Below are 22,834 nucleotides of genomic sequence, written 5' to 3' on the forward strand. Positions count from 1 at the left end.
TCTTATCCTCAGAAGCTATCAATCCCCTTTCGGCCCCCACAAACCAAGGCAAGGCCCGCTGACAAAGTTCGTTTCTTTTCAACCCTACCCATGTTACCATCCGGCAAAAGTAGGTAAACCATCCACAGGGAGAACGATGCGAGATTTCACAGCAGATCTAAAAATAGGGAAGAGAAATATGGCCCAAGTGGCCTCTCTCATTACGCCAGAGCTCCGGCTCAAAGAGGCATCCATAGCCGAAAGACAGAGCAAAAGCTCTGAGAGTCAACGAGACAAGCTTATGGAGATCTATGCCCTGGCAGGTGAACTTACGGCAGAGATCTCCCCTCTCACCCCCTGCAGAGCCGGATGCAGCAACTGCTGTCATATCAATATTTCAATCTCACCACTTGAAGCAGGAATTATCGCCGATGAAATCGGTATAGACCCAGGCACAGGGGACATTACCCTGACAGACGATTTTTACGGTTCCAAATGTCCCCTCCTCGTCAATGAGAAATGCTCTGTCTACCACGTACGTCCCTACTTCTGTCGCCGCTTCATCTCTCTTATGCCCAGTGAGTACTGGTGTGATCACCGAAGAATATTAAACCATGACTTCCCCCTTCTGCAATTTTCCGAAATAAACAGGGCATACTACCAGCTGATTAATGGTGGTGGGCTGAGGGATATCAGGCGGTGGTTTCAGCCCCGGGACTAGATCCGTCAGCACTATATAGTGCCTTCCCTGATTCCATCACCTGCCACAACCAACTCTGCTTAACTATTGCCCATAACAGGTAAATAGTGTAGGAGAGGGAAAGAAGATTTAACGGGACGGCTAGGGCGAATACTTCCCCTAGGCAGGTGATAATAAAAAACAAGATGGTGAGATCTATGGATGTTTTTCAGACGATTATTTTAGGCATTATTGAGGGTATTACAGAGTTCTTACCCATCTCTTCAACGGGACATCTGATCGTTGCAAGTAACTGGCTCTCCATCGAGCAGAACGAAACCAACAAGGCCATCGAGGTAATAATTCAACTGGCGGCAATACTTGCCGTTATTGCCAATTACAGAGATAAGTTCACCCTGAAGCACAAGGTTTTGTGGAGCAAAGTAGTCCTGGCCTTTATTCCCATCGGGGCCATTGGTCTTCTCTTCCATAAGGAGATCAAAACGCTCTTTACCGTACCCATGGTGGGAACCATGTTTATTGTCGGCGGTATCGTCTTTTTAGTGCTGGAACACTTTTACCAAGAGCGTTCCAGTCATGTCCAAGAGGTGGAAGCCATAAGTTACAGACAGGCCCTGTGGATAGGTATTGCCCAGGTCTTTGCCCTTATTCCGGGTACCAGCAGGGCGGGTGCCTCCATTGTTGGCGCCCTTCTTATGGGTCTGAGCAGAAAGGCCAGCGCAGAGTTCTCCTTCCTCCTAGCCCTGCCGGTACTGGCAGCAGCAGCAGGCTTTGATCTACTGACCCACTACAGTGACTTTAGTAGGGGGGATATGCTCACCCTCTCTGTTGGCTTTATTACCTCCTTCCTCATAGCCTATCTGACCATCAGGGTCTTTATAGGATTTCTGCAGCGATTCACCTTTGTAAGCTTTGGCATATACAGAATTGCATTTGGCGCCCTCCTCCTCTGGCTAGGGTAGATTTTCCATGTTTACCATTCAATAAACACATAGGTGGACGACGAAACGTCCACCCCTTTCAGAAGAAAGGGGCACCCTAATTCTCGCAACATCCTCCTCTACTTTATCCTGGCAGCCCTTCCCAGCCCCAGGCAAAACAAAGAGGGGCCCCTTACTGGACCGATCTGGCCTCACCGCGTTGTCATTCTCTTCTGGATTGGCCTTACCGCCACGGGCTATGACCATCAAAATCTAAGCCTTCTTATCAATCTCCCCATTGGCCTGATGATTGCCCTAACGCCCACCCACGAGTCATCGACAGAATCAGAGACAAAACAAACGTCTATCAGGCCTTAGCCCTCTCCCTCTTTGTCCATTCTTCCGCCCATTCCTATCTGCCTGAATAGGCCTTGCCTCGCTCAACTGACTGGGCGGTGGAATGATTTTCTGGACATCTCCCTGCCAACTCAGGCAAAATGGTTAAAGAGATAGGAATTGATGTGATAGAATAAGGACAGCATTTCAATTTAAAAAACCGAGGAGGAAATATGGCTACGCTCAAGGCTCTTCTGGCCAACATTACCCAGGCAGAGGTAGACGTAATCGTCAATGCCGCAAACCCACGTTTACTGGGAGGAGGTGGGGTTGACGGCGCCATCCATCAGGCAGCAGGGCCAACATTACTGGACGCCTGCATGAAGATCGCAGAAAAAGATGGGGTGCGCTGCCCCACCGGCGAGGCAAGGATCACAGGGGCAGGTAGACTGGCCGCCAAATATGTCATCCATACCGTAGGCCCTGTGTTCAAAAGAGAAGGGGCCGCGGCCGCCGCCCTGCTAGAATCTGCCTATACAAACAGCCTTGCCCTGGCCCTGGAACATGGTTGCAGATCCATAGCATTCCCAGCCATCTCCTGTGGCATCTACGGCTATCCACTGGAGGAGGCGGCCCAGATTGCCGTAAAGGCCTGCCAACCCTATCTGGCAGAGGATATTTCCATATTCTTCTATCTCTTTAACCAAGAGATCTATTCAATATTTAAAGAAGAAATTGAGAAATATCAGCATAAAGGGGAATAGACTACCGATGAGGGGCAGGGCAGATCATTATATTTTAACAAGGGGTTAAGGATGAGCAGATACCGAACAGAGACTGATTCATTTGGTGAGTTACAGGTACCAACCGATAAATACTATGGGGCCCAATCGGCACGCTCCCTGATCAACTTCCCCATCGGGGTGGAAACTATCCCCCCTCCCCTAATCCGGGCCCTAGGCATTGTCAAGCAGGCAGCGGCCCGGGTAAATATGAATCTCGGCCTACTCAGCCCTCCTCTCGCTGAGGCAATCAGCCAGGCGGCCGGGGAGGTCATGACCGGGAAACTCGATGAGCACTTCCCCCTATCAATATGGCAGACCGGTTCGGGAACCCAGAGCAATATGAACTGCAACGAGGTGATCTCCAACCGGGCCATTGAGCTCTTAGGAGGGGTGCTGGGCAGCAAAAGCCCCGTTCACCCCAACGACCACTGCAATATGGGCCAGTCCTCCAACGATGTCTTCCCCACGGCCATGCATATTGCCGCCGTTGAAGAGATCAGGCACCGCCTCCTACCGGCCCTCCAATTTTTGCGTGACCAGCTGCAAAGTAAATCTCAGGCATTCAGCCATCTGGTTAAAATCGGCAGAACCCATACCCAGGATGCAACCCCCCTGACCCTGGGCCAAGAGTTTTCAGGTTACACTGCCCAGATGGACAATGCCCTGCGCAGAGCAAGGGCAGTACTACCCGCCCTCTATCAACTGGCTCAGGGCGGAACCGCCGTGGGTACAGGACTTAATACAGTCAAAGGTTTTGATATCAGCTTTGCCGAGGAGGTGGCAAGGATAACGGAAATTCCCTTTAAAACCGCAGAAAACAAATTTGAGGCACTGGCTGCCCACGATGCTATAGTTGAGGGCAGTGGCGCCCTCAACACAATAGCCGTAAGCCTTATGAAGATAGCAAACGACATCAGATTTCTGGGATCTGGACCGCGCTGCGGCATTGGGGAGATCAACCTGCCGGAAAATGAACCGGGTTCCTCGATTATGCCCGGCAAGGTGAACCCCACCCAGTGTGAGGCACTAACCATGGTCGTGGCCCAGGTTATGGGCAACCATACAACCATTTCGGTGGCGGGTGCCAATGGCCATTTCGAGCTCAATGTCTTTAAGCCGGTAATGATCTATAACCTCCTGCAGTCGATTCGTCTACTTGCCGATGCCTGCCAATCCTTTGCCAAGAGATGCATCAGTGGCATCAGCGCCAACGAAGAACGTATTGGCAAACTCCGTGATGAATCCCTGATGCTGGTGACGGCCCTCAATCCGCATATCGGCTACGACAATGCCGCCAAAATTGCAAAAAAGGCCCACCGGGATGGCTCGACCCTCCTGGAAGCAGCCCTGGCCCTTAAGCTCCTGACCAAAGAGCAGTTTACAGAGTGGGTAGTACCTGAAAAAATGATCGGACCCAGAGGCTGAATCAACCGGCAGAAACATCTAGAAAATGGCACCTCTTCAAACATCTAGCCTACATTTGCACACCACCTCGGGCCAGCATAGAGGGGACAAAAAAGATTAGTCTTTCCTGAATATTTCTGTTATTTATCTTGTAGTGAGTAGTAGAAGAAGAAAACACAATTTTTTAAACACACAATACTGTAGTGAGGCTCGTAATAACCTATGAAAGCGACGCTTGCCATGACCCTGTTTCATGGAACCGAAAAATTTAACTGTAATCAGGCTGTGCTCAAGACCTTCCAGTCAGAGTTCGGAATATCCGATGAAACCATAAAATCAGCAGCACGCCTCGGTGGCGGTAGAGCTGAAGGTGGTGTCTGTGGTGCCCTGCATGCGGCACGGGTACTCCTTGACGACCACGAAATGCTACCAATCATTGAACAAGAATTTGCCTCCCAGAGCGATTCTATTTATTGTCGGGAGATCCGCGCGGCCAAAAAGCTCTCCTGCAGGAACTGCGTAGCCCTTGCGGCCCGACTTATTGAGCCCTACCTTGCTGCCTGTGAACCCGCCTAGATAGCAGGCCCTGCCACCTCTTGCAGGGCCGGGAATGAGCCTTATTCCTCATTCCCCCCCTTATTGATGCTTTAGCAACTCTCCCCCCTCCATAAAAACGTTGAACTATTTAACGCCACTGACTAAATTGAAAATTTTCCCTGATGCCTGAATCCTGCCAGACTGGACGCAGGTATCAAGAGATAGAGATAAACTTTACCCAAAAGAGGCACTTTCCTAGTATGACACAACTCAACAATCCTTTACACGGAATCAAGCTGGAGCAAATCGTCACCCAACTTGTGGATCATTACGGATGGGACTATCTGGCTGCCAGAATTAATATTGGGTTGTTTTAACAAGAACCCCACCATAACCTCCAGCCTCAAGCTTCTGCGAAGAACCCCCTGGGCAAGAAGCAAGGTTGAACGCCTCTATATTTCCACCTTTGCCGGAACCGGGGCAGGAAAAAAGAGATAGGACATACGGCGCCGGATAGCCCTGCGCCGACAGATCTGCCAAGCCAGGAAGTAGGCGAATAAGAGTGCTCCTTCCTTCAGCCCTTCCAATTCCAGCCAAAGCCCCAACGGTAGGAGGTATACAGATAGCCACCGCCACCCAGACGGACGGCAAGCCAAATAGGCAACACCAGCACCTTGCCACACCAACCACTCCTAAAAACACAGAGGGCGAATTGATTATCGACCCACAGCCTGTCGATAAAGCTTTCCCACCTGCCCGCCCTGCGACCAGAACCAAAATGATACTCTATATCATGGTTATAGCAACACTCCTCAAGGGGAGAAAGGCGCCTGAAGATCTTCACCCAGCCCCAGGACAAACCACCGGAGCAACCGTCGCTGACAAAGGGGAGATCCGGCAAATCAATCTTATCCAAAATAACCTCTTATAAAATCCATCTATTTTTCACATCAACTACAAATCATTAGCACCTATGATTTATTCGCAAGAACCTCTCTAACGCTTGCAGACAAGATCTTTTTACCATATGGTTTCGTCATATATTTACTGATGCCCTGGACCTTAACATCTTCTGCAGAAACCTTAAAACTATAGCCGCTACAGAGAATAATTCGCATATCAGCCCTGACCTTTAATACCTCTTCGATAAGTTCTGTGCCAGACATATTGGGCATTGTCTGATCGGTAATAAGCAGATCAAAGCCATTGGCATCGGCCTTGAAAAGCTCAAGAGCCCTCTGACTACTGCTCTCGGAAACCACCCTATAGCCCATACCCTCCAACATATGCTGCCCCATCGTTAAGATAGATTTTTCATCATCAACAAAGAGAATTCGTTCTGTGCCAGTGATGACCTCGGAGGAGCCCTCTATTTGCGGAGTCTCCTCCTCAGCCGTTACCGGCAAATATACGTTAAAGGAACTTCCCCGCCCCAAATCACTCTCTACGCTTATAAAGCCACTATGAATCTTAACAATCTCATGCACAAGGGCAAGGCCCATACCCGTACCCTTGCCAGCATCCTTTGTGGTATAAAATAGATCAAAGATCCGCTTAATTCTCTCCCGCCCCATACCCACCCCGCTATCTGTCACTGAGAGTTGCACATACTCCCCCTCTGCCCGGGCGCATGGCGTCGTTAGCGCAAGTTGATCGAAATCTGCATTATTAAGATGAACCCCTTGCATACGAACAACAACCTCTCCCCTATCCTCTATGGCATGCACGGCATTAATAACAAGGTTCATAACAAGTTGATGCAACTGCACAGGGTCCAGAAGAACAACACCACAGTCCGGAGAAATATCCTGGACAATAGAAATGCTGCTTGGTGTTGTGGAGCGAAGAAATTTCAGGGCCTCCCTGACCAGTAACTGCGGATGCACTGGCACCAATCTCATCTTTTCCTTACGACTGAAGCTCAGAATCTGCTTGATAAGACTCTTTGCCCGCTCAGAGGCCTTCAGCACCTCATCGATATTGGCAATGGCAGGATTACCCGCTGGGATATCCTCTCTAGCCATTTCCGCATTGCCAAGAATAACTGCCAAAATATTATTAAAGTCATGGGCAATACCACCAGCCATGGCCCCAACCGTTTCCATCCTCTGGGCCTGACGTAATTGCTCCTCAAGTTTGGCCTTTTCCGCCTCGATCTTTCTCTCGTGGCTGACATCATGAAGAATACAGTGTATCTTTTTACAAGAGTCATTATCAGCAGAAGAAATTCTGCCATCAATGGCCATAAGAACAGAGGCCCCATCCTTTTTAAGCACCTCAAGCTCTGCAGCCAATACCCCCCCCGTAGCCTTGACATATGAAAATTTTTCTTCAAAGCATAATTGACCGGCAGGAGATAAAAAACCGATAAAAAATTTACCCAGAACCTCCCCTTTTTTATAGCCAAGATAATCCAACCAGGTCTGATTCACCTCAAGAAGAGCCCCTCTATCATCAAGTAACTGATAACCAATGGGTGCCTGCTCAAAAATATCTTTAAACCTCTCTATACTGTTCAAGAAAAACATTTCAGCCTGCTTCTGTTCGGTTATATCGGTGCCAGAACAGAGTCTGCCCCTGACTGCGCCACTACTATCCCGCAACAAAATGCTATAAAAATCAATACTACGCATCTCCCCAGAACGGGTAACAATAGTTGTTTCATGGTTTTCAACAGCAATATCTTTGCGAAGAAGTAGCTGAAAAAATTCTTTCTTTTCATTTGAAGAAAAATGCTCAAACCAGTTAAGGCCTATGGCTTCATCCAAGCTAAGCCCTAAAATTTCACGGCCCTTTGCGTTGATCATGGTAATCACCCCCGAGCAATCAAAGGCAATCAGCATAACAGCTGCAATATCGAGATATGCCTGAGTCTGCTCCCTAAGCTCTAGCAACTGCTCGTTTCGCTCTTTTAACAGGGCCTCCAGACTGTCCTGACTATGGGCAAATTTTTGTGACATCCCTGAAAAAGCGCTAGCCAGCTCAGAGAGTTCATCCCCACCAGAAAGGGTAAGCTTCCCCCCCGGAGGTCTTTCGCCATTTGTAATGGCAGTAGATTCAGCAGTTATTCTCTTAATAGGGGTAACCATGCTTCTCTTGGCTATAAACAGTTGAAAAAAGAAGATAACAGCAAAAAAGGCGGCACAGAGAGCAAAGAGACCAAGAATAATCCTGTCTATGCCCCTATAGGTTTCCTCCAGAGGAATACGAATTGAAAGAATAGAGGAGACATCACCCACTTTTTTATTAAAGCCCCTGTCACGACCATAACGAGCTACAAGGTCTGCCGGAGCATTTTCAGGTGAGCCATGACAGGACATGCAGGCCTTTGCAAACCTTATATGCTGAGCCTGCATATAACGATAATAAGGTTTGCCCTCAAACTCAATAACCTCAGAGCATGGTCCACCTTCAGAGTTCAGACAAGCCTTCTCTAAAAATTTCTTCTCGTACAGGTCAGCTTCGTTCCTTGCATCTCTGGCATTGACTGCAGCATTTTTAAAATAATACTGATCAGAGCTAAACCTCTTAAAATAGTCCGCTATCCTTTTATTTACATATCCTGCCGTCATCCAACCCGGGGCAGAGCCTATGGATAGAGAATCAGCCTCATCGTTTAAGTGAGAGATACTGGGTTGGATACCATGGGTGACATAGTTGATAATATCTTGTTTATGCTGGACAATAATTCTGGCCTTTTCTTCTGCCACCTCAATACTGTACTGGCGTAGCTCATAATCAACAACTACCAGGAGAATGACAATTACCAGAACAGCACAGATTGTACTCTGCAGTGCCCATCGTCTTCCAAGTTTCATTTCTGCTCCAAATTTTTTATCGTGTTCCAAGGATTCACAGGGCATCCCTGTTTTCCAAAACCCGTAAAATAAATGTGCAAGCGACAACTACCTAGAGGAAAAGCACCTTGCCGGGACAAAACACCTCTGCCTACCACCACTTACGGAGGAACTGCTAGAATGAAATATTAAAAAAAATTACAGATCAAAGAGGGACTAAGACGCCAAGGACCATAGACCAAAAGAGAGGCACTACCGTCTCCCTCTCAAGGCCACAAGCCCTACACACAAATATAGCACAGAAACAGGTAAATAGACCAATGGCAAAAAAGCTCCAACGAAAGCCACTCATAATACCCTGACAGGTATTCAGGCCTTCCACCTGCACCCCATTTTTTAAAATCAGAAAATTTTGCTTATTGCCCTCTTTAAAAAAAAAGAGTTTGATAGCAGATAAAAGAACCTAAGAACCTCCATACTTAGGACAAAATACATTGAGCCAAGACATTGCAAAAAAAATAATCGGTAGTGAAGAGTGGTGTTCCTTCCCTGAACTGGGCATCCCTGCCATAAAGGCCCGGGTGGACTCCGGGGCCAAGACCTCCTCAATACATGCCGTCAATATCCAGACATTTCAGAGAGACGGTGAAGAGTGGGTGAGCTTTGAGGTTCACCCACTGCGGATAGACAGACGAACTGTTGTCCGCTGTCAAAGACCAGTAATAGATAAACGCATTATTAAAAATTCCAGTGGCAACTCCGAGACGCGCTTTGTTATCAGGACTCCATTGAAACTGAACAAAAAAGTCTGGGACATTGAGCTCACCCTCTCCAACAGAGACGCCATGGGCTTCAGGATGCTCCTTGGTCGCGAGGCCATGATGGACAGACTTATTATTGACCCCGCCCTGCAATGCGCTCTGGGGGAAGTCTCTAAGGAGAGCCTCGGCAAGGCCTATACAAAAGAAGAAACTAGAAAAGGTGGTCTGAAGATAGGCATACTTGCCTGCAATGAAAGTCTCTATGGTAACCAGAGACTCCTGGAGGCGGGAAGGGAACGGGGACATGAGATGCTCTTTCTCGACATAAAGCAGTGCTATCTGAAGCTTGATACCCTGGAGCCTGAGGTTCACTATAAAGGAAGACTACTCAATGACCTTGATGCCGTACTCACCAAGATCGGGTCAAATATCACCCCATATGCTACTGCTCTCAGCCGGCAGTTTGAAAGTATGGGTATCTACACCTGCAACTCATCCTCTGCCATTAGCCAATCAGGTGATAAGCTCTTTTCCCTACAGCTACTCCTTAAAAGCGGCATCAATATCCCCATCACCGGTTTTGCCAACTCTCCCATTGATGCAAGCGACCTCATTGAAATGGTTGGCGGAGCCCCCCTGATTATCAAGTTGCTGGAGGGTGGTCAAGGACAAGGCCCTATTCTGGCAAAAACTAAAAATGCTGCCGAGAGCCTTATTAACACCTTTAAATTTCTTAGGGCAAATCTCCTAGTCCAACAGTTCATCAAAGAGGCCAATGGTAAGATTTTAAGGTGTCTCGTGATCAACGGCAAGGTAGTTGCCTCTATTGAACGCACAGCAGCCTCTGGAGAGCTCAGCTCCAATACACACCAGGACGGAAAGTCCTCCATTGTAAAAATTACCCCAGAGGAAAGAAGCCTTGCCCTTAAGGCAGCGAAGGTACTTGGCCTGCAGATTGCAAGTGTTGATATCATCAACTCTAAAGCCGGACCACTCCTCCTTGAGGTAAACTCATCCCCTGAACTTGAAGGCATAGAAATAGCTACGGGCAAGGACATTGCCGGCATGGTTATCTCCTCCATTGAAAAAAAGCTACAGTGGAAGAGACCATTGCCTCAGCAGAGTTAAAATCCTACCAGAAGCAACGACCAGTTCAGAAGATTTTCTGCCGGACCGGGCAAGAGGTAAAACTAGCTCATTCTGGAAAGAATAAATCAAGCTGCACGCCTCGCCTCTCCAGACAGAGATCAAGCACTGCATAGGTTTTTCGATAAATTGCAGGGTCTTTGCTTGCCCTTGTCCCCGCCACATTAACCACCTTCACCCGATTTTTACGGAGAAAAAGAGAGAGAATGAGGGCGGCCTCTGACAGCCCCCGCTTGTCGAGATCAATGTGAAGCACAGGCTTGTTGTGCTGACGAGCCTTGCTCCGAGTAAAAAGCGAACCACCCGCCAGTTTCCCATGGGTAAATATTACCGTAACATCAGCATCAAGGATATTTTTTTCGCTGCGGGCAGGGTAAGAGTCTGTTTCCATCTCCACTAGCTGATATTTATCAGGCAAAATGCCCGCCTCGGTTCTTCGCCCCCAAGGAATGGCTCCTCCATGAGGAATACCACGAGCCAAGGCCAGATCAAGTCCCGCCCTGTCTGCTCCCGTCTGGCCACCACTTATAATTTTATCTATCACTCTTTTTCCATTATTTTTTCTTCTGTTTTCATAGACTAAACTCTTGAGCACCCCTCTCTTATCAATATTTCTAAATCTTACTATAAAATTTCTTGAATGTTTTAAGTAAGATAATCCTACCCCTTTTTTTTTCAGATCTCTATGTAGATTTTGTTCAGTTAAACCGAACATATCGTCTGGTTTTTTGTGATTTATTTTCCAAAAAAGGCACTGTATACAGTAATTATCATAAAGAAATGACCATAAAACATAACACTGAGTTTTTAAAAAAAATACCTAAAAAGAGACACTCTTATGAAAGCGATACTTTCCCAAAAATTTCGTGCCCTTTCCCAAATCACTCTCACCGTTTTGATATGCAATGTCGTACTGCTTGGACCGGTAGAACTTGCTCTCATCATTGGATAGAGCAAAAAAACGTTAAAAGCCCTCTTCGGTCATACCGGAGAGGGCTTTTTTTATATCCAGGGACGGATTGTATGTCGCGGTGGCAGGGATGCCAGGGAGCGACGATGCCCAGGGAGCGGCTGTTACCATGCATGATCAGCCACAATGGCAGAGATAGGACTTTACTCCGATATCCGTTTTCTGGCAAATCCCGCCTACCTACTCCACAGCGACCTTCACCACCACCTTATGCACCAACCCCGAAGAGATAAGGGGAAGATGGGCATCTTCAGGAAAGAAAATGGCAAACATCCCAGGTTGGGTATTCAGCCAAACCTCGGGCATTCCGGCAAAAAACTGAATATCATCGACGTCATCATACTCCGTCAGGGCCTGCCGGCACACTTGCTTTGCCTGCCAACCCATTTCATCTCTGCCGGCTAGCACCAGTTGAATATCTATGTATTTTTCATGGGTTTCAAGGGGGGCCTCATCCTTTTTTCGACCGGCATCCCGAGAAACCATGGCATAAACGCGCTCGCCATCAAGTTCATATCGTCCCTCAGCCATCTCCGCCAGATCCGGCCGTTTCAAAAACTCAAAGGCCCTTGCAAATCCCGTATTCAGGGGCAGATAACGATCTGCATTATCTAATATATCAAAAATCATAGCTCTTCCTCTTTAGGGAACCTTGAAAAATTATCTTTTCTTCAACTCTCTGCCTTGCATGAAAAATTTTATCCTCGCAGATAAGCGCAAACTCCGATATCACGATGTCTGTGGTAAAATTTGTCATGCTCATCGCAGTCGGGGCTGCTCCTTGTCGAGATTGGACATTTAAGCCACCCTTATTACCAAGAATATCATGATAAACGCCTGTGAATTACCACGGAAGGCGTTTTAAGCTGTACCACAGTCGCTTGTCCCACCATTTATCTTATCAAGGGCATGGGGAAGAGCGGGCAAAACAACCTCTATATTTTCCCGTGCGGCCTTAAGACTACCCGGCAGATTAATGATAAGGCTTGTCCCGCGAATACCGGAACAGCCACGGGAGAGCATGGCATGGGGAGTTTTCAGCAGACTTGCTGCCCTCATCGCCTCGGAGATACCCGGTGTCTCCCGCTCAATAACCTCCCGGGTTGCCTCCGGGGTCACATCCGTCGGTGCCGGCCCTGTGCCTCCGGTGGTAACAATAAGGTCAACACCCGACTCAACCAGTTCCAATAATTTTGCCACTATGCCATCATGTTTATCGGCCATAATTTCATAATCAGCCAACTGATATCCCTCTTTTTTAAGACAGTCTATCAGATAAGGACCACTGGTATCCTCCCGTAATCCCAGCGAACCTTTATCACTAAGAGTCACCACCGCAAAACTAAATCGAGCCGTTCTCATTGTTTTTTCCATAACCTTCTTCTTAACACATGTTAACAAAATAGCCCCTACCCGGGAAAATAACACAGAGGATAGGGGCTTAAAAACTACCTAAAATTTCCTATTACATTTAATAGAATTCATGGTGCAGCAAACAACTTACTCTCCCTGAGCCAGGGTAACAATTTTATCGGCAATCTGAGCAGGAACCTCTTCATAGTGCGAAAAGTACAGAGAGAAGGAACCAAGACCACCTGTCATGGAGGTCAGCTCAGTTGCATAGGACTGAATCTCTGCCTGCGGCACCTGAGCGTTAATAATTTCATGTTTACCGTCGGAATCCATACCCATTACCTTACCACGACGGGAGCTAAGATCGCCCATAATATCACCAACATGGTCCTTATCCACATTAATGACCATATTCATATATGGTTCAAGCAGAACCACCCCGGCCTCCTCTGCCCCCTTCTTAAAGGCCAAGGATCCGGCAATTTTAAAGGCCAGTTCAGAAGAATCCACATTATGAAAGGAACCATCAACCAGAGTCACCTTCACATCAATAAAGGGATAACCGGCAAGCACTCCCCGCTCCATGGCCTCCTGAACACCCTTGTCAACGGCAGGTCGATACTGTTGGGGAATGACACCACCAACAATTTTATCGACAAACTCATAGTGCTCTCCAGGCAGAGGTGAAATTTCTATCCAGCAATCACCATATTGACCACGACCACCCGACTGCTTCTTATGTTTCCCCTGCACCCGGGCAGCACCACGAATAGTCTCCATATATGGAATTTTGGGTATGGCAAGCGCCATCTCCACCCCAAACTTACGCTTAATACGGGAACCAACCACATCGAGATGAACCCGACCTATACCTGAAAGGAGCACCTCCTCCGTCTGCGGCTGCCGAGAAAGGCTCAGGGTCTGATCCTCATCAAGCATCCTGGTAAGAGCGCTAAAGAGTTTTTCCTCGTCACCCTTTTTAGCACTTACGGCAAAGGAGATCACCGGTTGAAATGGCTCCACCGACTCAATAATTACCGGATGGTCTTCACAGCAGAGGGTGTCACCGGTAACGGTACTCTTCAATTTGGCTACGGCCACCACCATACCCGGACCGGCCTCTTCAATAGCCCGTTGCTCTTTACCCTCAAGTAGATAAAGCTGACCAAATCTCTCAGCCAACTTCTGATTGGCATTGAAAAAGTTATCGCCCTTAAGAATACCTGTCACAACCTTAAAAATAGTCAGGCGACCGGCGTAGGGATCTGCCATGGTCTTAAAGACAAGGCCGACAAAAGATTCATCCGGACCAACGATGATCTCCTCCGGATAACCGGACTCTGCATTCACGCCAATAATCTCCCGAGATTGGAGCGGAGAGGGCAGGTAGGTATTGAGAATATCAAGTATGGCAACAGATCCCTGATTATGCAGGGCCGAACAGACACAAACAGGGGCCAGCTTTGCAGCAATCACTGCGGCCCTGAGACCGTCAACCAATTCATCAACGGTCAGTTCACCCTCTTCGAGAAATTTTTCAATCAGATCATCGTCGGTTTCTGCCACTACCTCCATCAGATACTCACGCCTGCCCTTAAGGTCGGCACGGAGTTCTTCGGACAGATCGGTAAGAACATGCTTACCGCTCTCTCCAGTAAAGAGATATGCCTGCTCAGTGATTATATCAACAAACCCCCTGAACTCACCCTCTTCGCCAATGGGGAGCTGGATGGCAACGGGTCTAAGAGGCAGCGACTCTTTCATTTCAGCCAAAGTTCTGGCAAAGTTCGCCCGCTCACGATCCATCTTATTAATCGCTATAACCGTGGGTAAACCTTTTGCCGCCACCATTTCGGCAAACTTAATGGTCTGACCCTTAACCCCAAGAATCGCGCCAATGGTGAAGAGGGCTCCATCACTGACGTTGGTGGTAAAAAGAGCCTCGTTTAAAAAATTATCATCTCCCGGAGCATCGGCAAGAAAAACATGGTGCTTATTCCACAGATAATTATGAAATCCTGTATTAATAGAGATACCACGACCTGTCTCTTCAGCATCATAATCCATTACAGCACTACCGTCGTCAACCTTACCAAGTCGATTAATTTTTCCACTGGTATAGAGCAATGCTTCAGCAAGGGATGTTTTTCCACAGTTACCATGACCAACAATTACGATATTTCTCACCATACTTGTATCTTGCATGCGTATCTCCTCAAAGTCGACGGTTATTTATGCTATTATGAATATGTCCTTTTTTATGATAAATGCTACCTGAGGCTAACCGGTATTTATCTTTTGCCTCCTCCTCTGTGCAAATTTACTAAGAGCAAAGATGCCTGGAAAAAATGACTTAATATTTTTTATCTATTTAATTATATTCTTTTAAAATGGTATAAAGTCAAGCCTGCCAGTCCATCTAAGTAGGTGAAAAAACAAATAGCCCTTATGGGAGGTCTGAATGTAAATTTTTAACACGAAATAGTAGCTAAAAAGACAATTTAAGAGTAATCTAGCACTAAATTTTCCCTCTCCTTTCTACCAGACAAAATCCATTGCAATCAGAATCTCCTACCAAAGCCAAAATAGGTCGATCAGCAGCCGTTATTGGTATAGCTGTTCTCTGTAGCCGTCTCCTCGGTCTTGTTCGCGAGCAAGTCTTTGCCGGCCTTTTTGGCGCAGGTTTTGCCTATGACTCCTTTGTGGTGGCCTTTCGCATCCCCAACCTCCTTCGTGATCTTTTTGGGGAAGGTGCCCTATCGGCAGCCTTTGTCACTGTCTTTTCCGACTACAACACCCGCAAGAGCCTCGATCAAACCTGGCAACTAGCATCCAACATCCTCTCCTTTTTTGCGGTAGCCCTCAGTCTTATCGTCCTCCTAGGTATCTTTTGCGCGGCCCCCCTGGTGGACCTGCTGGCCCCGGGTTTTGCCCTGACTGCCGGCAAATCAGAGCTCACCGTTACTCTTACCCGGATTATGCTACCCTTTTTGGTCTGTATATCACTGGCGGCAGTGGTCATGGGCATCCTCAACACCAAAGGACGTTTTTTTGTCCCCGCCATAGCTTCAAGTTTTTTTAATCTTGGCTCAATTATAGGCGGCACAAGCCTTGCCTATATCCTACCTGAATATGGCTACCCCGCCATTGCCGGTATGGCCTGCGGCACCCTTATCGGCGGGCTATTACAACTGGCCGTACAAATCCCCAGCCTTTACCGCCTGGGCTTTCGCTATAAGCCACAACTACGTATCACCGATCCCGGTCTGTTACGGGTACTCAAACTGATGGTGCCCGCCACCATTGGTCTCTCAGCAACTCAACTTAATATTTTCATCAACACCAGTTTTGCAGCAAGCTGTGGTCAGGGTGCAGTCTCTTGGCTCAACTATGCCTTTCGTCTCGTCCAGCTCCCCATTGGCCTCTTTGGCGTGGCCCTCTCTATTGCCATGCTGCCCCTCCTGGCCCAACAGGCATCACTGAAAAAAATAGATGAGATGAAGGAGACCATGACCTCTTCTCTAACCATGGTCTTCGCCCTTACCCTACCCGCCACCTTTGGCCTTATCTTTCTGTCCAGACCCATCATCATGCTCATATTTGAGCACGGTGCCTTTACCGCGGCCGATACCATGGCCACTGCCCAAACCCTCGGACTCTATGCGGTGGGCCTCTTTGCCTACTCTGCAAACAAGATTCTGGTACCTGCTTTTTATGCGATCAACAAAACCAAATACCCGGTAATAGCAAGTTTTATTGCCGTGGCCTGTAATTTAATCATTATCAATCTTACCATTGATCAATTCCAGCATCTGGCCATAGCCCTTTCCACCTCCGTCACCATGATTTTAAACTTCATCTTCCTCCTGACAGTACTGAACAGAGAGATGAAGGGCTTACCCCTTGCCCAGCTTATAAAAAACCTGGCCAAGATCCTCTGTGCCTGCCTGTTTCTGAGCTTAATTCTATTTCTGGCGGACAGTTATCTACCAAGCCTGCTCTCCTCACACATTTCTCTACAGATAACAAGCCTCTTTGCCACCATCATTCTGGCAACAGGGACCTACGGCATATGCCTACACTTTTTAGGTCTTGAAGAGATGCAGCTCATAACGAAGAAGGTACTGGGACGTTTTAAAAGGAGCTAAACTCTCCCACCAACAAAGAGAAGCTTGTATTAACAAAAAAAGGAGATATCCACCCCTTGGGCAGATACCTCCTTTTAAAATGATCCTAAAACGATTCCTGAGCCTACTCAGCCGGTTTATCCCCCGCAGGCTCTTCCTCATCCCCTTTTAAACCTGCAAGCTCAGCCCGAAGCGAGGCGATCTCCTCCCGAAGTGCCTTCATATCCTCTTTCCGGACAAGATCCATTTTAGCCAGGAGCGAGTTCACCCCTTCCTCTATCTGCTCTTTGAGCTCCTGACGAGATTTTTCCGCCGAGGCAAGCATATCGCCCACCAACTTTTCACCCTCTTTCTCGCTAATTTTCCCCTTAGCAATATACTCTTTGGCAATCTCTTCAATCTTTTCTTTAGTAAAAGAGGCCACACCAACTCCGGCAAAAACACCCTTTTTCATCCAATCAATCATATTCCCCCTCCAGATATATTTTTCTATCCTATATGTCCCTTGAAATACCATAAAAATCTTCCGCTGCCTGCACTGCTTCCTCTACAGTATGACTCTTTTGCACGGCAGAAGCAAGGTGATGGCCAAATTGGTGATTTTTTGCTATATAGTGGGTAAATTCTTTAATTCGACCGAGTTGCCTTTCGGGAGCAAAAATTTCTACCATTTTCTGGACAAAGCGAAAATAGATCTCAACCGGCCGGGATTCCGCCACGGGTAGATCCAGGCCATAGACCTCCCTGGCTATTTCATTAAAGAGCCAAGGCCTCTCCACCGCACCTCGGCCAAGCATAAGCCCAGCAGCACCGGAGAGCTCCAAACATCTGCGGGCATCATCCACCGAAAAGATACCACCATTGGCAAAGATGGGAATATCAAGCTGCTCACAGATCGGAGCCAGCAACTGCCAACGAGGCTTTCGACAAAATTTTTCCCCATGATAGCGGGCATGCACGGCAAGTAGATCAACACCCTCGGCCTCAAGCATCTTACAAAAATCAAGAAGATGCGCCTCCTTGCCGACATGGCCCACCCGGATTTTAGCCGAGAGAGTCAAATCCGTATGCCGGCGGGCAGAGGAAACTATATCTCTAACCCGATCCCAGTCTTCAGCCAGAGCTGCCCCCGCCCCACCACGACGTACGGAGGGAGCCGGACAACCCAAATTAATATCGACACCATCACCACCAAGACGATGGATCTTATCCAGGGCCGGAGCTACATACTTAACATCCGCAATAAAAAGCTGATATATAAGTGGCCGCTCACAGGGAGTAGTATGCAAATAGGAGGATACTGCCGGATTTTCATGGGGAAGTCGCCTGGCGGCAAGCATCTCCGTATAAAAAAGACCACAACCACCAAGATCAGCTATCAGAGAGCGCAGAGCTGAATGACTCAGGCCAACCATGGGAGCAAGAGAGAGAGGAGGCGCTGCGAGTCGCCCCTCGCCATCCCTCTGCAAAAACGTTAATTTCATACAAATCTCATTTTGAAACGGTTTGAACAACACCCTGACAACCTTAAACCCAAGAGGCAAGCAGTCCCATATCAAGGGTCTCTTTAAATTTTATGTGTAGACAATGGGTTGTTATATCTATTATGCGAATCGCAACTATCTGCCCTGAGCAGAAACAGGCATTAGAATCAGGCCCTAATCGTACTGCCACATTTTCTCCAAGCAGACTATGTACACTGTTTACAAAGCCAGAACGAACAAAAAGTGACACCCCCTGCTGAGAAACATCTCTAGTCTGACCTTTCACGGCCTGCGAATCTTCCCTGTCCCCCGTCAAGACAAGATGCGCAGAGGTTTTAATGGGAAAACGTTGAGAGGAACGACGCTCCCCTCCTGACATCTGCACCAGAGAAGATATGGTATTTCCCTGCGCACAGTAGGCCCTCAACTTTGCTCCCAAATACGGCTCTTTTTTCTCAAAGTTGATAAAATCATCATAGGCGAGAACACCCAAATGCGAAAGACCTGTAGCCAACAGATTCACCGACCAAAGAGAGGCATCAAAAAAAAGCCTCTGTCCACAGCACTCTCCCGGACCAAACTTTTTCAAAAAGACCTTCCTGTTATCAGCAAGATAGAACATTTGCAAAGAGCCATCCAAGACAAAATAGAGACAGGCATTTATCTCACCAACACGCGCAACCTCTTCTCCGGGACGATACTCCTCTACCTTCATCAGTTTAAAAAAGACATCCTGCTCCTCTTTGCTAAAGCAGGAGGACAATACTCTCTCAATCACCTGCTGATTGGGAAAATAATTACTCCTGCGTCGAGCTATCTCTTTTGCCAGGGAGGTATAATCTGCAAACCCCCCCGGGTTAATGGCCATCAGACGATCCACCGTTAACTGAGCCGCAAGGAGATCATTTTTCTGCACAAAGGCAAGCCCCTCCTGATAGAGCAGATCTTCCTTTACAATTTTACTGTTCCTCTGCATGGCCCTCTCTATTTTTGCCTCAAGCTCACGGAGACTTGCCTGACCACGTTGCAGCTCAACGGGATCCGTATCAAAGAGCACCTCTTCTTCTAGCTTCTTCCGACGTTGCTCATGACGCAGCTTAGGCCTGACCAAGGCAAGGGCACGCAGCGTGGCCTGTTCAAGCTCTTTAGAAATGGGTTCTTGGCGACTCTCCTCAAGGAGCATGGTCAACAAAAAGAGAGCTCGCGCTGAAAATTTCTTCTCAAGCACCGCAACAAGAGAGAGCAAGGCCTCCTGATTTTTACGCAGGAGAGAAAATGATCCCTCAAGAAAATCAAACAAACCCCTATAAACAAAATCACCACCCAGATCCACCAACTCTCTTATGACCCGAGCTTGAAGCGATGGCGCCAAAAGGGGCAAAAGCTCCAGTAGATGAGGGACAAGGGAGTCCCCTTCCAGAGAAACAATTCCCTCTACAACCGCCTCCTGCAGACGGATATCAGGGGACGCAACATAATCCTTGAGAACGTCGTAGGAGTTCTCGCCCTCTGCCTCAACATAAATGGAAAGAAGGTTACGGCTAATATACCACGGTGGATTCTTAGATAAATAATCCAAAAGTATAGCTGTCACGGCCGAACCAAATCCTGTCAGGAGGGTAACAAGCGCCAACCTCTCATCCTTTTCCTGACTCTGCACCATGCGCTGGAGTAAAAAAAGAGCAGCCTTTCGTCCAAGTAAAACAAAGATGGTAGAAATATCCTCACAGAGACAACCACCCTCAAGATATTCAGTCCACATTTTTTCCAATAATGGTCTGGTTAACAGAAGATTTTTAGAGGCAAGAATAGAGCTCCGAATTCGTTGTTCCTTCACCAGTTCCCCACTCCCTATACGATCAACCACCCTGAGAAAACTGTGCACAGCCCCGTAATCACCACTCTCGACAAGGCTTGCTGCCAATTGACTCATCTGTTTAGCCAAAACAGGAAGGCCAAGGAAATAATCATCCTCTCCTTCGTACCAAACTCCTGCTTGAGCCAGACAGAGAGAGACGGTCTCCTGAGAAAAAACGCCCTTCCATTTTTCCAAGCCCAGAGAGAGGAGAGACGCCGCCGCAAAACGAACCTCTTTATCCAAATGCGAAAGAGAGGGCAAGAGGGAGAGAAGAAGTTCAGGTGAACCATCAATAAGCACAAGCAAACCCTGAACAATATCCTCCCTTAAAATAAGGGAATACTTCCCAGAGATAAATGCCTGACAGCCATCCTCAACACGTTTTTTTTCACGTTCCTCCTCGGCCAAACGAAGACGATCCCGTGTTCCAAGCAGTGCTGCAGGCTGCTTACTTGTATCAAAATTCATAAGTTAGCACCTCAAAAACGATTATATAGACAATCAGCAGGGGCAAAGACATCCTTGACAGAAACAGCTGAAGGCAGTAGTAAAAGTATGATCAAATGTATCCTTTCTACCTCTAAAAAACAATGGAGCTAAGAATGCCCTCTGCCTGCCTATCACTTTTTATCACCCTACTGCTCTCCATCTCTCTCAGCTCCCAGGCCATAGCCGCCGACAACAGTCCACAGTCATTACGATATGTATCTGATTTTCTTGTCATCAATCTCAAGAACAGGATAGAGCGCCCCTATACCGTTGTCGATCATATAAAGAGCAACGCCCCACTGACTGTCCTTGGTGAAAGAGGGAAATATATCCATGTACGTACAGCAGATGATAAGGTTGGCTGGGTTGCAAAACAGTATACCACAACTAAATTGCCAAAATCATTGATTATAAAAAATTTAGAAGAAGAAATATCTCAGCTCAAACAAAGCCAGCCTCCTGCCTCACAGATAGTGGAAGAGAAAATTCAAGAACTACAGCTAGAGCTCAACAGGGCTCAAGAGGAGATAATTCGCCTCAGTAAAAGCCAAGCGACAGCCGTGCCCAGTCAGAGTATCAGCCCGGAGGAGCACCAGAGGATAGTCGCCCAGGTTCAGATCCTCAAGAAACAACTGGCAAGGTCAAAACGCGAAAGCAGTGATGAAAAAATTACCCAGGAAAGTTCTTCCAAGGGAAATTATAGTAATATTTATTGGTTTATCGCCGGGGTAGGCACCCTTCTCATAGGCTTTTTACTCGGAAAAATACCCGAGAAACGCCGACAGAAACGGGTCTTTTATTAGACGATTAGGGAGAAAGCTTGAGTTTTTTGCTTATTTGCCCTAAATATCTATCTCCTTTAAGAGAAATCTCATACTCGTTCACACCTTATTGGTGTGCCCAAAAATATTAACAAGACAAATCATTATGAATAATCGACGCATCGTTATCACAGGGGTAGGCCTTGCCGCACCAAATGCGGACAATCTTAAGGAGTTCAGAGAAAAGTTACTTACAGGCACCTCGGAAATCCAGGAAATTGACCTGCGTTATTTCGGTAAGGCTCCTGCGGGTATCTGCTCCTTTCCTGAAACCAAATATCGCAAGAAGAAAGAGAATAAGAGAGGGACACGGGCAGGTTGTTTTGGCGTTTACTGCGCCCACGAGGCCCTAAACGATGCAGGGCTTGACCATGATCACTACGACAAGGCCAGGGTCGGTGTCTATATAGGCCTTACCGAGCACGGCACAAGCGAAACGGAGAATGAGGTATTTAACATCAGTCAGTATGATTACGATGTTAAATATTGGACTCATCACCACAATCCACGTACCGTCCTCAACAATCCGGCAGGAGAAATCACCCTCAGCCTGGGCATCACCGGCCCACACTATGTCATTGGCGCAGCCTGTGCGGCGGGCAATGCATCTCTTATCCAGGCCGTACAGATGCTCCGCCTCGGTGAGGTTGATATGGCAATTGCCGGCGGAATATCAGAATCCACCGGTTCCTTCGGTATTTTTGCCAGCTTTCAAGCCCAAGGAGCACTCGGACACGCAGAAGATCCCAAGCTAGCCTCACGCCCCTTCGATAAATCCCGTAATGGTATCGTCGTCTCCGAAGGTGCCTGTCTCTATATCCTTGAAGATCTCGACAAGGCCCTGGCCCGCGGAGCTAAAATTTATGGCGAAATTGTAGGCTACGGAATGAACTCCGATGCCCGTGACTTTGTCCTTCCCTATGCCCCGAGACAAGTGCAGTGTATGGAGCTGGCCCTGAAAAAGGCTGGTCTGAAACCAAGCGACATCGATATCGTCAACACCCATGCCACCGGTACACCTTCAGGTGATGTAGAGGAGTGCAAGGCCATACGCGCGCTTTTTAGCAATTGTCCCAGCACCTACATCAACAATACCAAATCCATCATTGGCCACGCCATGGGGGCCGCCGGAGTACTTGAACTTGCCGGCAACCTACCATCTTTTGATGACAATATTGTTCACCCGACCATCAACATTGAAGAGATTGATCCTGCCTGTGTCCTTGAAAACCTCGTTATCAACGAGGCTAAACAGGTGGAATCAGTGGAAACCATCCTCAATAATTCCTTTGGAATGGTAGGGATAAATTCCACCATAATTGTGAAAAAATTCAAAAAATAGCTCTTCCCCCTCTAAAAATGGTGAA

At 47.6% G+C, this 22,834-nt stretch carries 21 protein-coding genes; 12 read left to right on the top strand and 9 right to left on the bottom strand.

Annotated elements, in window-relative coordinates; genetic code table 11:
* The first annotated feature begins 136 nt into the window (after positions 1 to 136).
* The 8 genes from DP_RS12095 (at position 137) to DP_RS19275 (ending at position 5,159) form a co-directional block, all read left to right on the top strand.
* The gene (locus tag DP_RS12095) at positions 137 to 700 is read left to right on the top strand and encodes a YkgJ family cysteine cluster protein (RefSeq protein ID WP_011189624.1); all 564 of its coding nucleotides are present in this window, start codon (positions 137 to 139) and stop codon (positions 698 to 700) included.
* A 176-nt stretch (positions 701 to 876) separates the two neighbouring features.
* Positions 877 to 1,641, top strand: a complete 765-nt coding sequence (locus DP_RS12100; RefSeq protein ID WP_041277961.1) for an undecaprenyl-diphosphate phosphatase — start codon at positions 877 to 879, stop codon at positions 1,639 to 1,641.
* Positions 1,642 to 1,674: 33 nt separating this feature from the next.
* A complete protein-coding gene (locus DP_RS18015; RefSeq protein WP_011189626.1) occupies positions 1,675 to 1,977 on the top strand; it encodes a hypothetical protein in 303 nt (100 codons plus the stop codon).
* Between the two features lie 191 nt (positions 1,978 to 2,168).
* A complete protein-coding gene (locus DP_RS12110) occupies positions 2,169 to 2,699 on the top strand; it encodes an O-acetyl-ADP-ribose deacetylase (RefSeq protein ID WP_011189627.1) in 531 nt (176 codons plus the stop codon).
* A gap of 51 nt (positions 2,700 to 2,750) precedes the next feature.
* Positions 2,751 to 4,145 carry a class II fumarate hydratase gene (gene fumC, locus DP_RS12115; protein WP_011189628.1) on the top strand — a complete coding sequence of 465 codons (1,395 nt, stop codon included), beginning with the start codon at positions 2,751 to 2,753 and terminating at the stop codon, positions 4,143 to 4,145.
* A gap of 201 nt (positions 4,146 to 4,346) precedes the next feature.
* Positions 4,347 to 4,700, top strand: a complete 354-nt coding sequence (locus DP_RS12120) for a C-GCAxxG-C-C family protein (protein WP_011189629.1) — start codon at positions 4,347 to 4,349, stop codon at positions 4,698 to 4,700.
* 221 nt (positions 4,701 to 4,921) lie between these two features.
* Entirely contained in the window at positions 4,922 to 5,038 is a 117-nt protein-coding gene (locus tag DP_RS19270) for a VF530 family DNA-binding protein (protein ID WP_265588559.1), read from the top strand.
* The gene (locus tag DP_RS19275) at positions 5,025 to 5,159 is read left to right on the top strand and encodes a VF530 family DNA-binding protein (RefSeq protein ID WP_265588560.1); all 135 of its coding nucleotides are present in this window, start codon (positions 5,025 to 5,027) and stop codon (positions 5,157 to 5,159) included. The genes DP_RS19270 and DP_RS19275 overlap by 14 nt, the downstream gene beginning before the upstream one ends.
* A gap of 76 nt (positions 5,160 to 5,235) precedes the next feature.
* On the opposite strand, the gene DP_RS12130 is transcribed toward DP_RS19275, so the two are convergent.
* Complete coding sequence (locus DP_RS12130) at positions 5,236 to 5,577, bottom strand: hypothetical protein (protein WP_011189631.1); 342 nt, start codon at positions 5,575 to 5,577, stop codon at positions 5,236 to 5,238.
* A 55-nt stretch (positions 5,578 to 5,632) separates the two neighbouring features.
* A complete protein-coding gene (locus DP_RS17035; RefSeq protein WP_162096658.1) occupies positions 5,633 to 8,479 on the bottom strand; it encodes a c-type heme family protein in 2,847 nt (948 codons plus the stop codon).
* A 473-nt stretch (positions 8,480 to 8,952) separates the two neighbouring features.
* Between DP_RS17035 and rimK the strand changes: the two genes are divergently transcribed.
* Positions 8,953 to 10,347, top strand: a complete 1,395-nt coding sequence (rimK, locus tag DP_RS12145) for a 30S ribosomal protein S6--L-glutamate ligase (RefSeq protein WP_011189633.1) — start codon at positions 8,953 to 8,955, stop codon at positions 10,345 to 10,347.
* A gap of 67 nt (positions 10,348 to 10,414) precedes the next feature.
* Here rimK and DP_RS17585 read toward each other — a convergent pair whose 3' ends face one another.
* The 4 genes from DP_RS17585 to DP_RS12165 form a co-directional block, all read right to left on the bottom strand.
* Positions 10,415 to 10,909, bottom strand: coding sequence for a putative molybdenum carrier protein (locus DP_RS17585; protein ID WP_041278741.1), 495 nt, complete (start codon positions 10,907 to 10,909; stop codon positions 10,415 to 10,417).
* Between the two features lie 606 nt (positions 10,910 to 11,515).
* The gene (locus DP_RS12155) at positions 11,516 to 11,965 is read right to left on the bottom strand and encodes a YhcH/YjgK/YiaL family protein (RefSeq protein WP_011189637.1); all 450 of its coding nucleotides are present in this window, start codon (positions 11,963 to 11,965) and stop codon (positions 11,516 to 11,518) included.
* Positions 11,966 to 12,196: 231 nt separating this feature from the next.
* Positions 12,197 to 12,709, bottom strand: coding sequence for a MogA/MoaB family molybdenum cofactor biosynthesis protein (locus tag DP_RS12160; protein ID WP_228130144.1), 513 nt, complete (start codon positions 12,707 to 12,709; stop codon positions 12,197 to 12,199).
* Positions 12,710 to 12,835: 126 nt separating this feature from the next.
* Positions 12,836 to 14,893: an elongation factor G gene (locus DP_RS12165; protein ID WP_011189639.1), complete on the bottom strand. Its 2,058-nt coding sequence runs from the start codon at positions 14,891 to 14,893 to the stop codon at positions 12,836 to 12,838.
* Between the two features lie 350 nt (positions 14,894 to 15,243).
* Between DP_RS12165 and murJ the strand changes: the two genes are divergently transcribed.
* On the top strand, positions 15,244 to 16,836 hold the full coding sequence (murJ, locus tag DP_RS12170) for a murein biosynthesis integral membrane protein MurJ (protein WP_011189640.1): 1,593 nt from the start codon (positions 15,244 to 15,246) through the stop codon (positions 16,834 to 16,836).
* A gap of 103 nt (positions 16,837 to 16,939) precedes the next feature.
* On the opposite strand, the gene DP_RS12175 is transcribed toward murJ, so the two are convergent.
* Genes DP_RS12175 through DP_RS12185 form a run of 3 tightly spaced genes read right to left on the bottom strand, consistent with a single transcriptional unit; the run spans position 16,940 to position 20,625 of the window.
* Positions 16,940 to 17,281 (bottom strand): phasin family protein, encoded by a 342-nt coding sequence (locus tag DP_RS12175; RefSeq protein ID WP_041277964.1) that lies wholly within the window; start codon positions 17,279 to 17,281, stop codon positions 16,940 to 16,942.
* A gap of 28 nt (positions 17,282 to 17,309) precedes the next feature.
* Positions 17,310 to 18,299, bottom strand: coding sequence for a tRNA-dihydrouridine synthase family protein (locus DP_RS12180; RefSeq protein ID WP_156792292.1), 990 nt, complete (start codon positions 18,297 to 18,299; stop codon positions 17,310 to 17,312).
* A gap of 43 nt (positions 18,300 to 18,342) precedes the next feature.
* Positions 18,343 to 20,625: a cyclic nucleotide-binding domain-containing protein gene (locus DP_RS12185; protein ID WP_011189642.1), complete on the bottom strand. Its 2,283-nt coding sequence runs from the start codon at positions 20,623 to 20,625 to the stop codon at positions 18,343 to 18,345.
* A gap of 134 nt (positions 20,626 to 20,759) precedes the next feature.
* Here DP_RS12185 and DP_RS12190 point away from each other — a divergent pair, with 134 nt between their 5' ends.
* A complete protein-coding gene (locus tag DP_RS12190) occupies positions 20,760 to 21,449 on the top strand; it encodes a TIGR04211 family SH3 domain-containing protein (protein WP_041277965.1) in 690 nt (229 codons plus the stop codon).
* A gap of 124 nt (positions 21,450 to 21,573) precedes the next feature.
* A complete protein-coding gene (locus DP_RS12195; protein ID WP_041277966.1) occupies positions 21,574 to 22,809 on the top strand; it encodes a beta-ketoacyl-[acyl-carrier-protein] synthase family protein in 1,236 nt (411 codons plus the stop codon).
* Positions 22,810 to 22,834: the final 25 nt, after the last annotated feature.

The sequence above is a fragment of the Desulfotalea psychrophila LSv54 genome (assembly GCF_000025945.1).
Classification (GTDB): Bacteria; Desulfobacterota; Desulfobulbia; order Desulfobulbales; family Desulfocapsaceae; genus Desulfotalea; species Desulfotalea psychrophila.

Bases quoted from the DNA above. Each gene is read 5' to 3' on its own strand.
- DP_RS12095 (WP_011189624.1), top strand. From the start codon at position 137: ATGCGAGATTTCACAGCAGATCTAAAAATAGGGAAGAGAAATATGGCC.
- DP_RS12100 (WP_041277961.1), top strand. From the start codon at position 877: ATGGATGTTTTTCAGACGATTATTTTAGGCATTATTGAGGGTATTACA.
- DP_RS12110 (WP_011189627.1), top strand. From the start codon at position 2,169: ATGGCTACGCTCAAGGCTCTTCTGGCCAACATTACCCAGGCAGAGGTA.
- fumC (WP_011189628.1), top strand. From the start codon at position 2,751: ATGAGCAGATACCGAACAGAGACTGATTCATTTGGTGAGTTACAGGTA.
- DP_RS12120 (WP_011189629.1), top strand. From the start codon at position 4,347: ATGAAAGCGACGCTTGCCATGACCCTGTTTCATGGAACCGAAAAATTT.
- DP_RS19270 (WP_265588559.1), top strand. From the start codon at position 4,922: ATGACACAACTCAACAATCCTTTACACGGAATCAAGCTGGAGCAAATC.
- DP_RS17035 (WP_162096658.1), bottom strand. From the start codon at position 8,479: ATGAAACTTGGAAGACGATGGGCACTGCAGAGTACAATCTGTGCTGTT.
- DP_RS12155 (WP_011189637.1), bottom strand. From the start codon at position 11,965: ATGATTTTTGATATATTAGATAATGCAGATCGTTATCTGCCCCTGAAT.
- DP_RS12160 (WP_228130144.1), bottom strand. From the start codon at position 12,709: ATGGAAAAAACAATGAGAACGGCTCGATTTAGTTTTGCGGTGGTGACT.
- DP_RS12165 (WP_011189639.1), bottom strand. From the start codon at position 14,893: ATGCAAGATACAAGTATGGTGAGAAATATCGTAATTGTTGGTCATGGT.
- DP_RS12175 (WP_041277964.1), bottom strand. From the start codon at position 17,281: ATGATTGATTGGATGAAAAAGGGTGTTTTTGCCGGAGTTGGTGTGGCC.
- DP_RS12180 (WP_156792292.1), bottom strand. From the start codon at position 18,299: ATGAAATTAACGTTTTTGCAGAGGGATGGCGAGGGGCGACTCGCAGCG.
- DP_RS12185 (WP_011189642.1), bottom strand. From the start codon at position 20,625: ATGAATTTTGATACAAGTAAGCAGCCTGCAGCACTGCTTGGAACACGG.
- DP_RS12190 (WP_041277965.1), top strand. From the start codon at position 20,760: ATGCCCTCTGCCTGCCTATCACTTTTTATCACCCTACTGCTCTCCATC.
- DP_RS12195 (WP_041277966.1), top strand. From the start codon at position 21,574: ATGAATAATCGACGCATCGTTATCACAGGGGTAGGCCTTGCCGCACCA.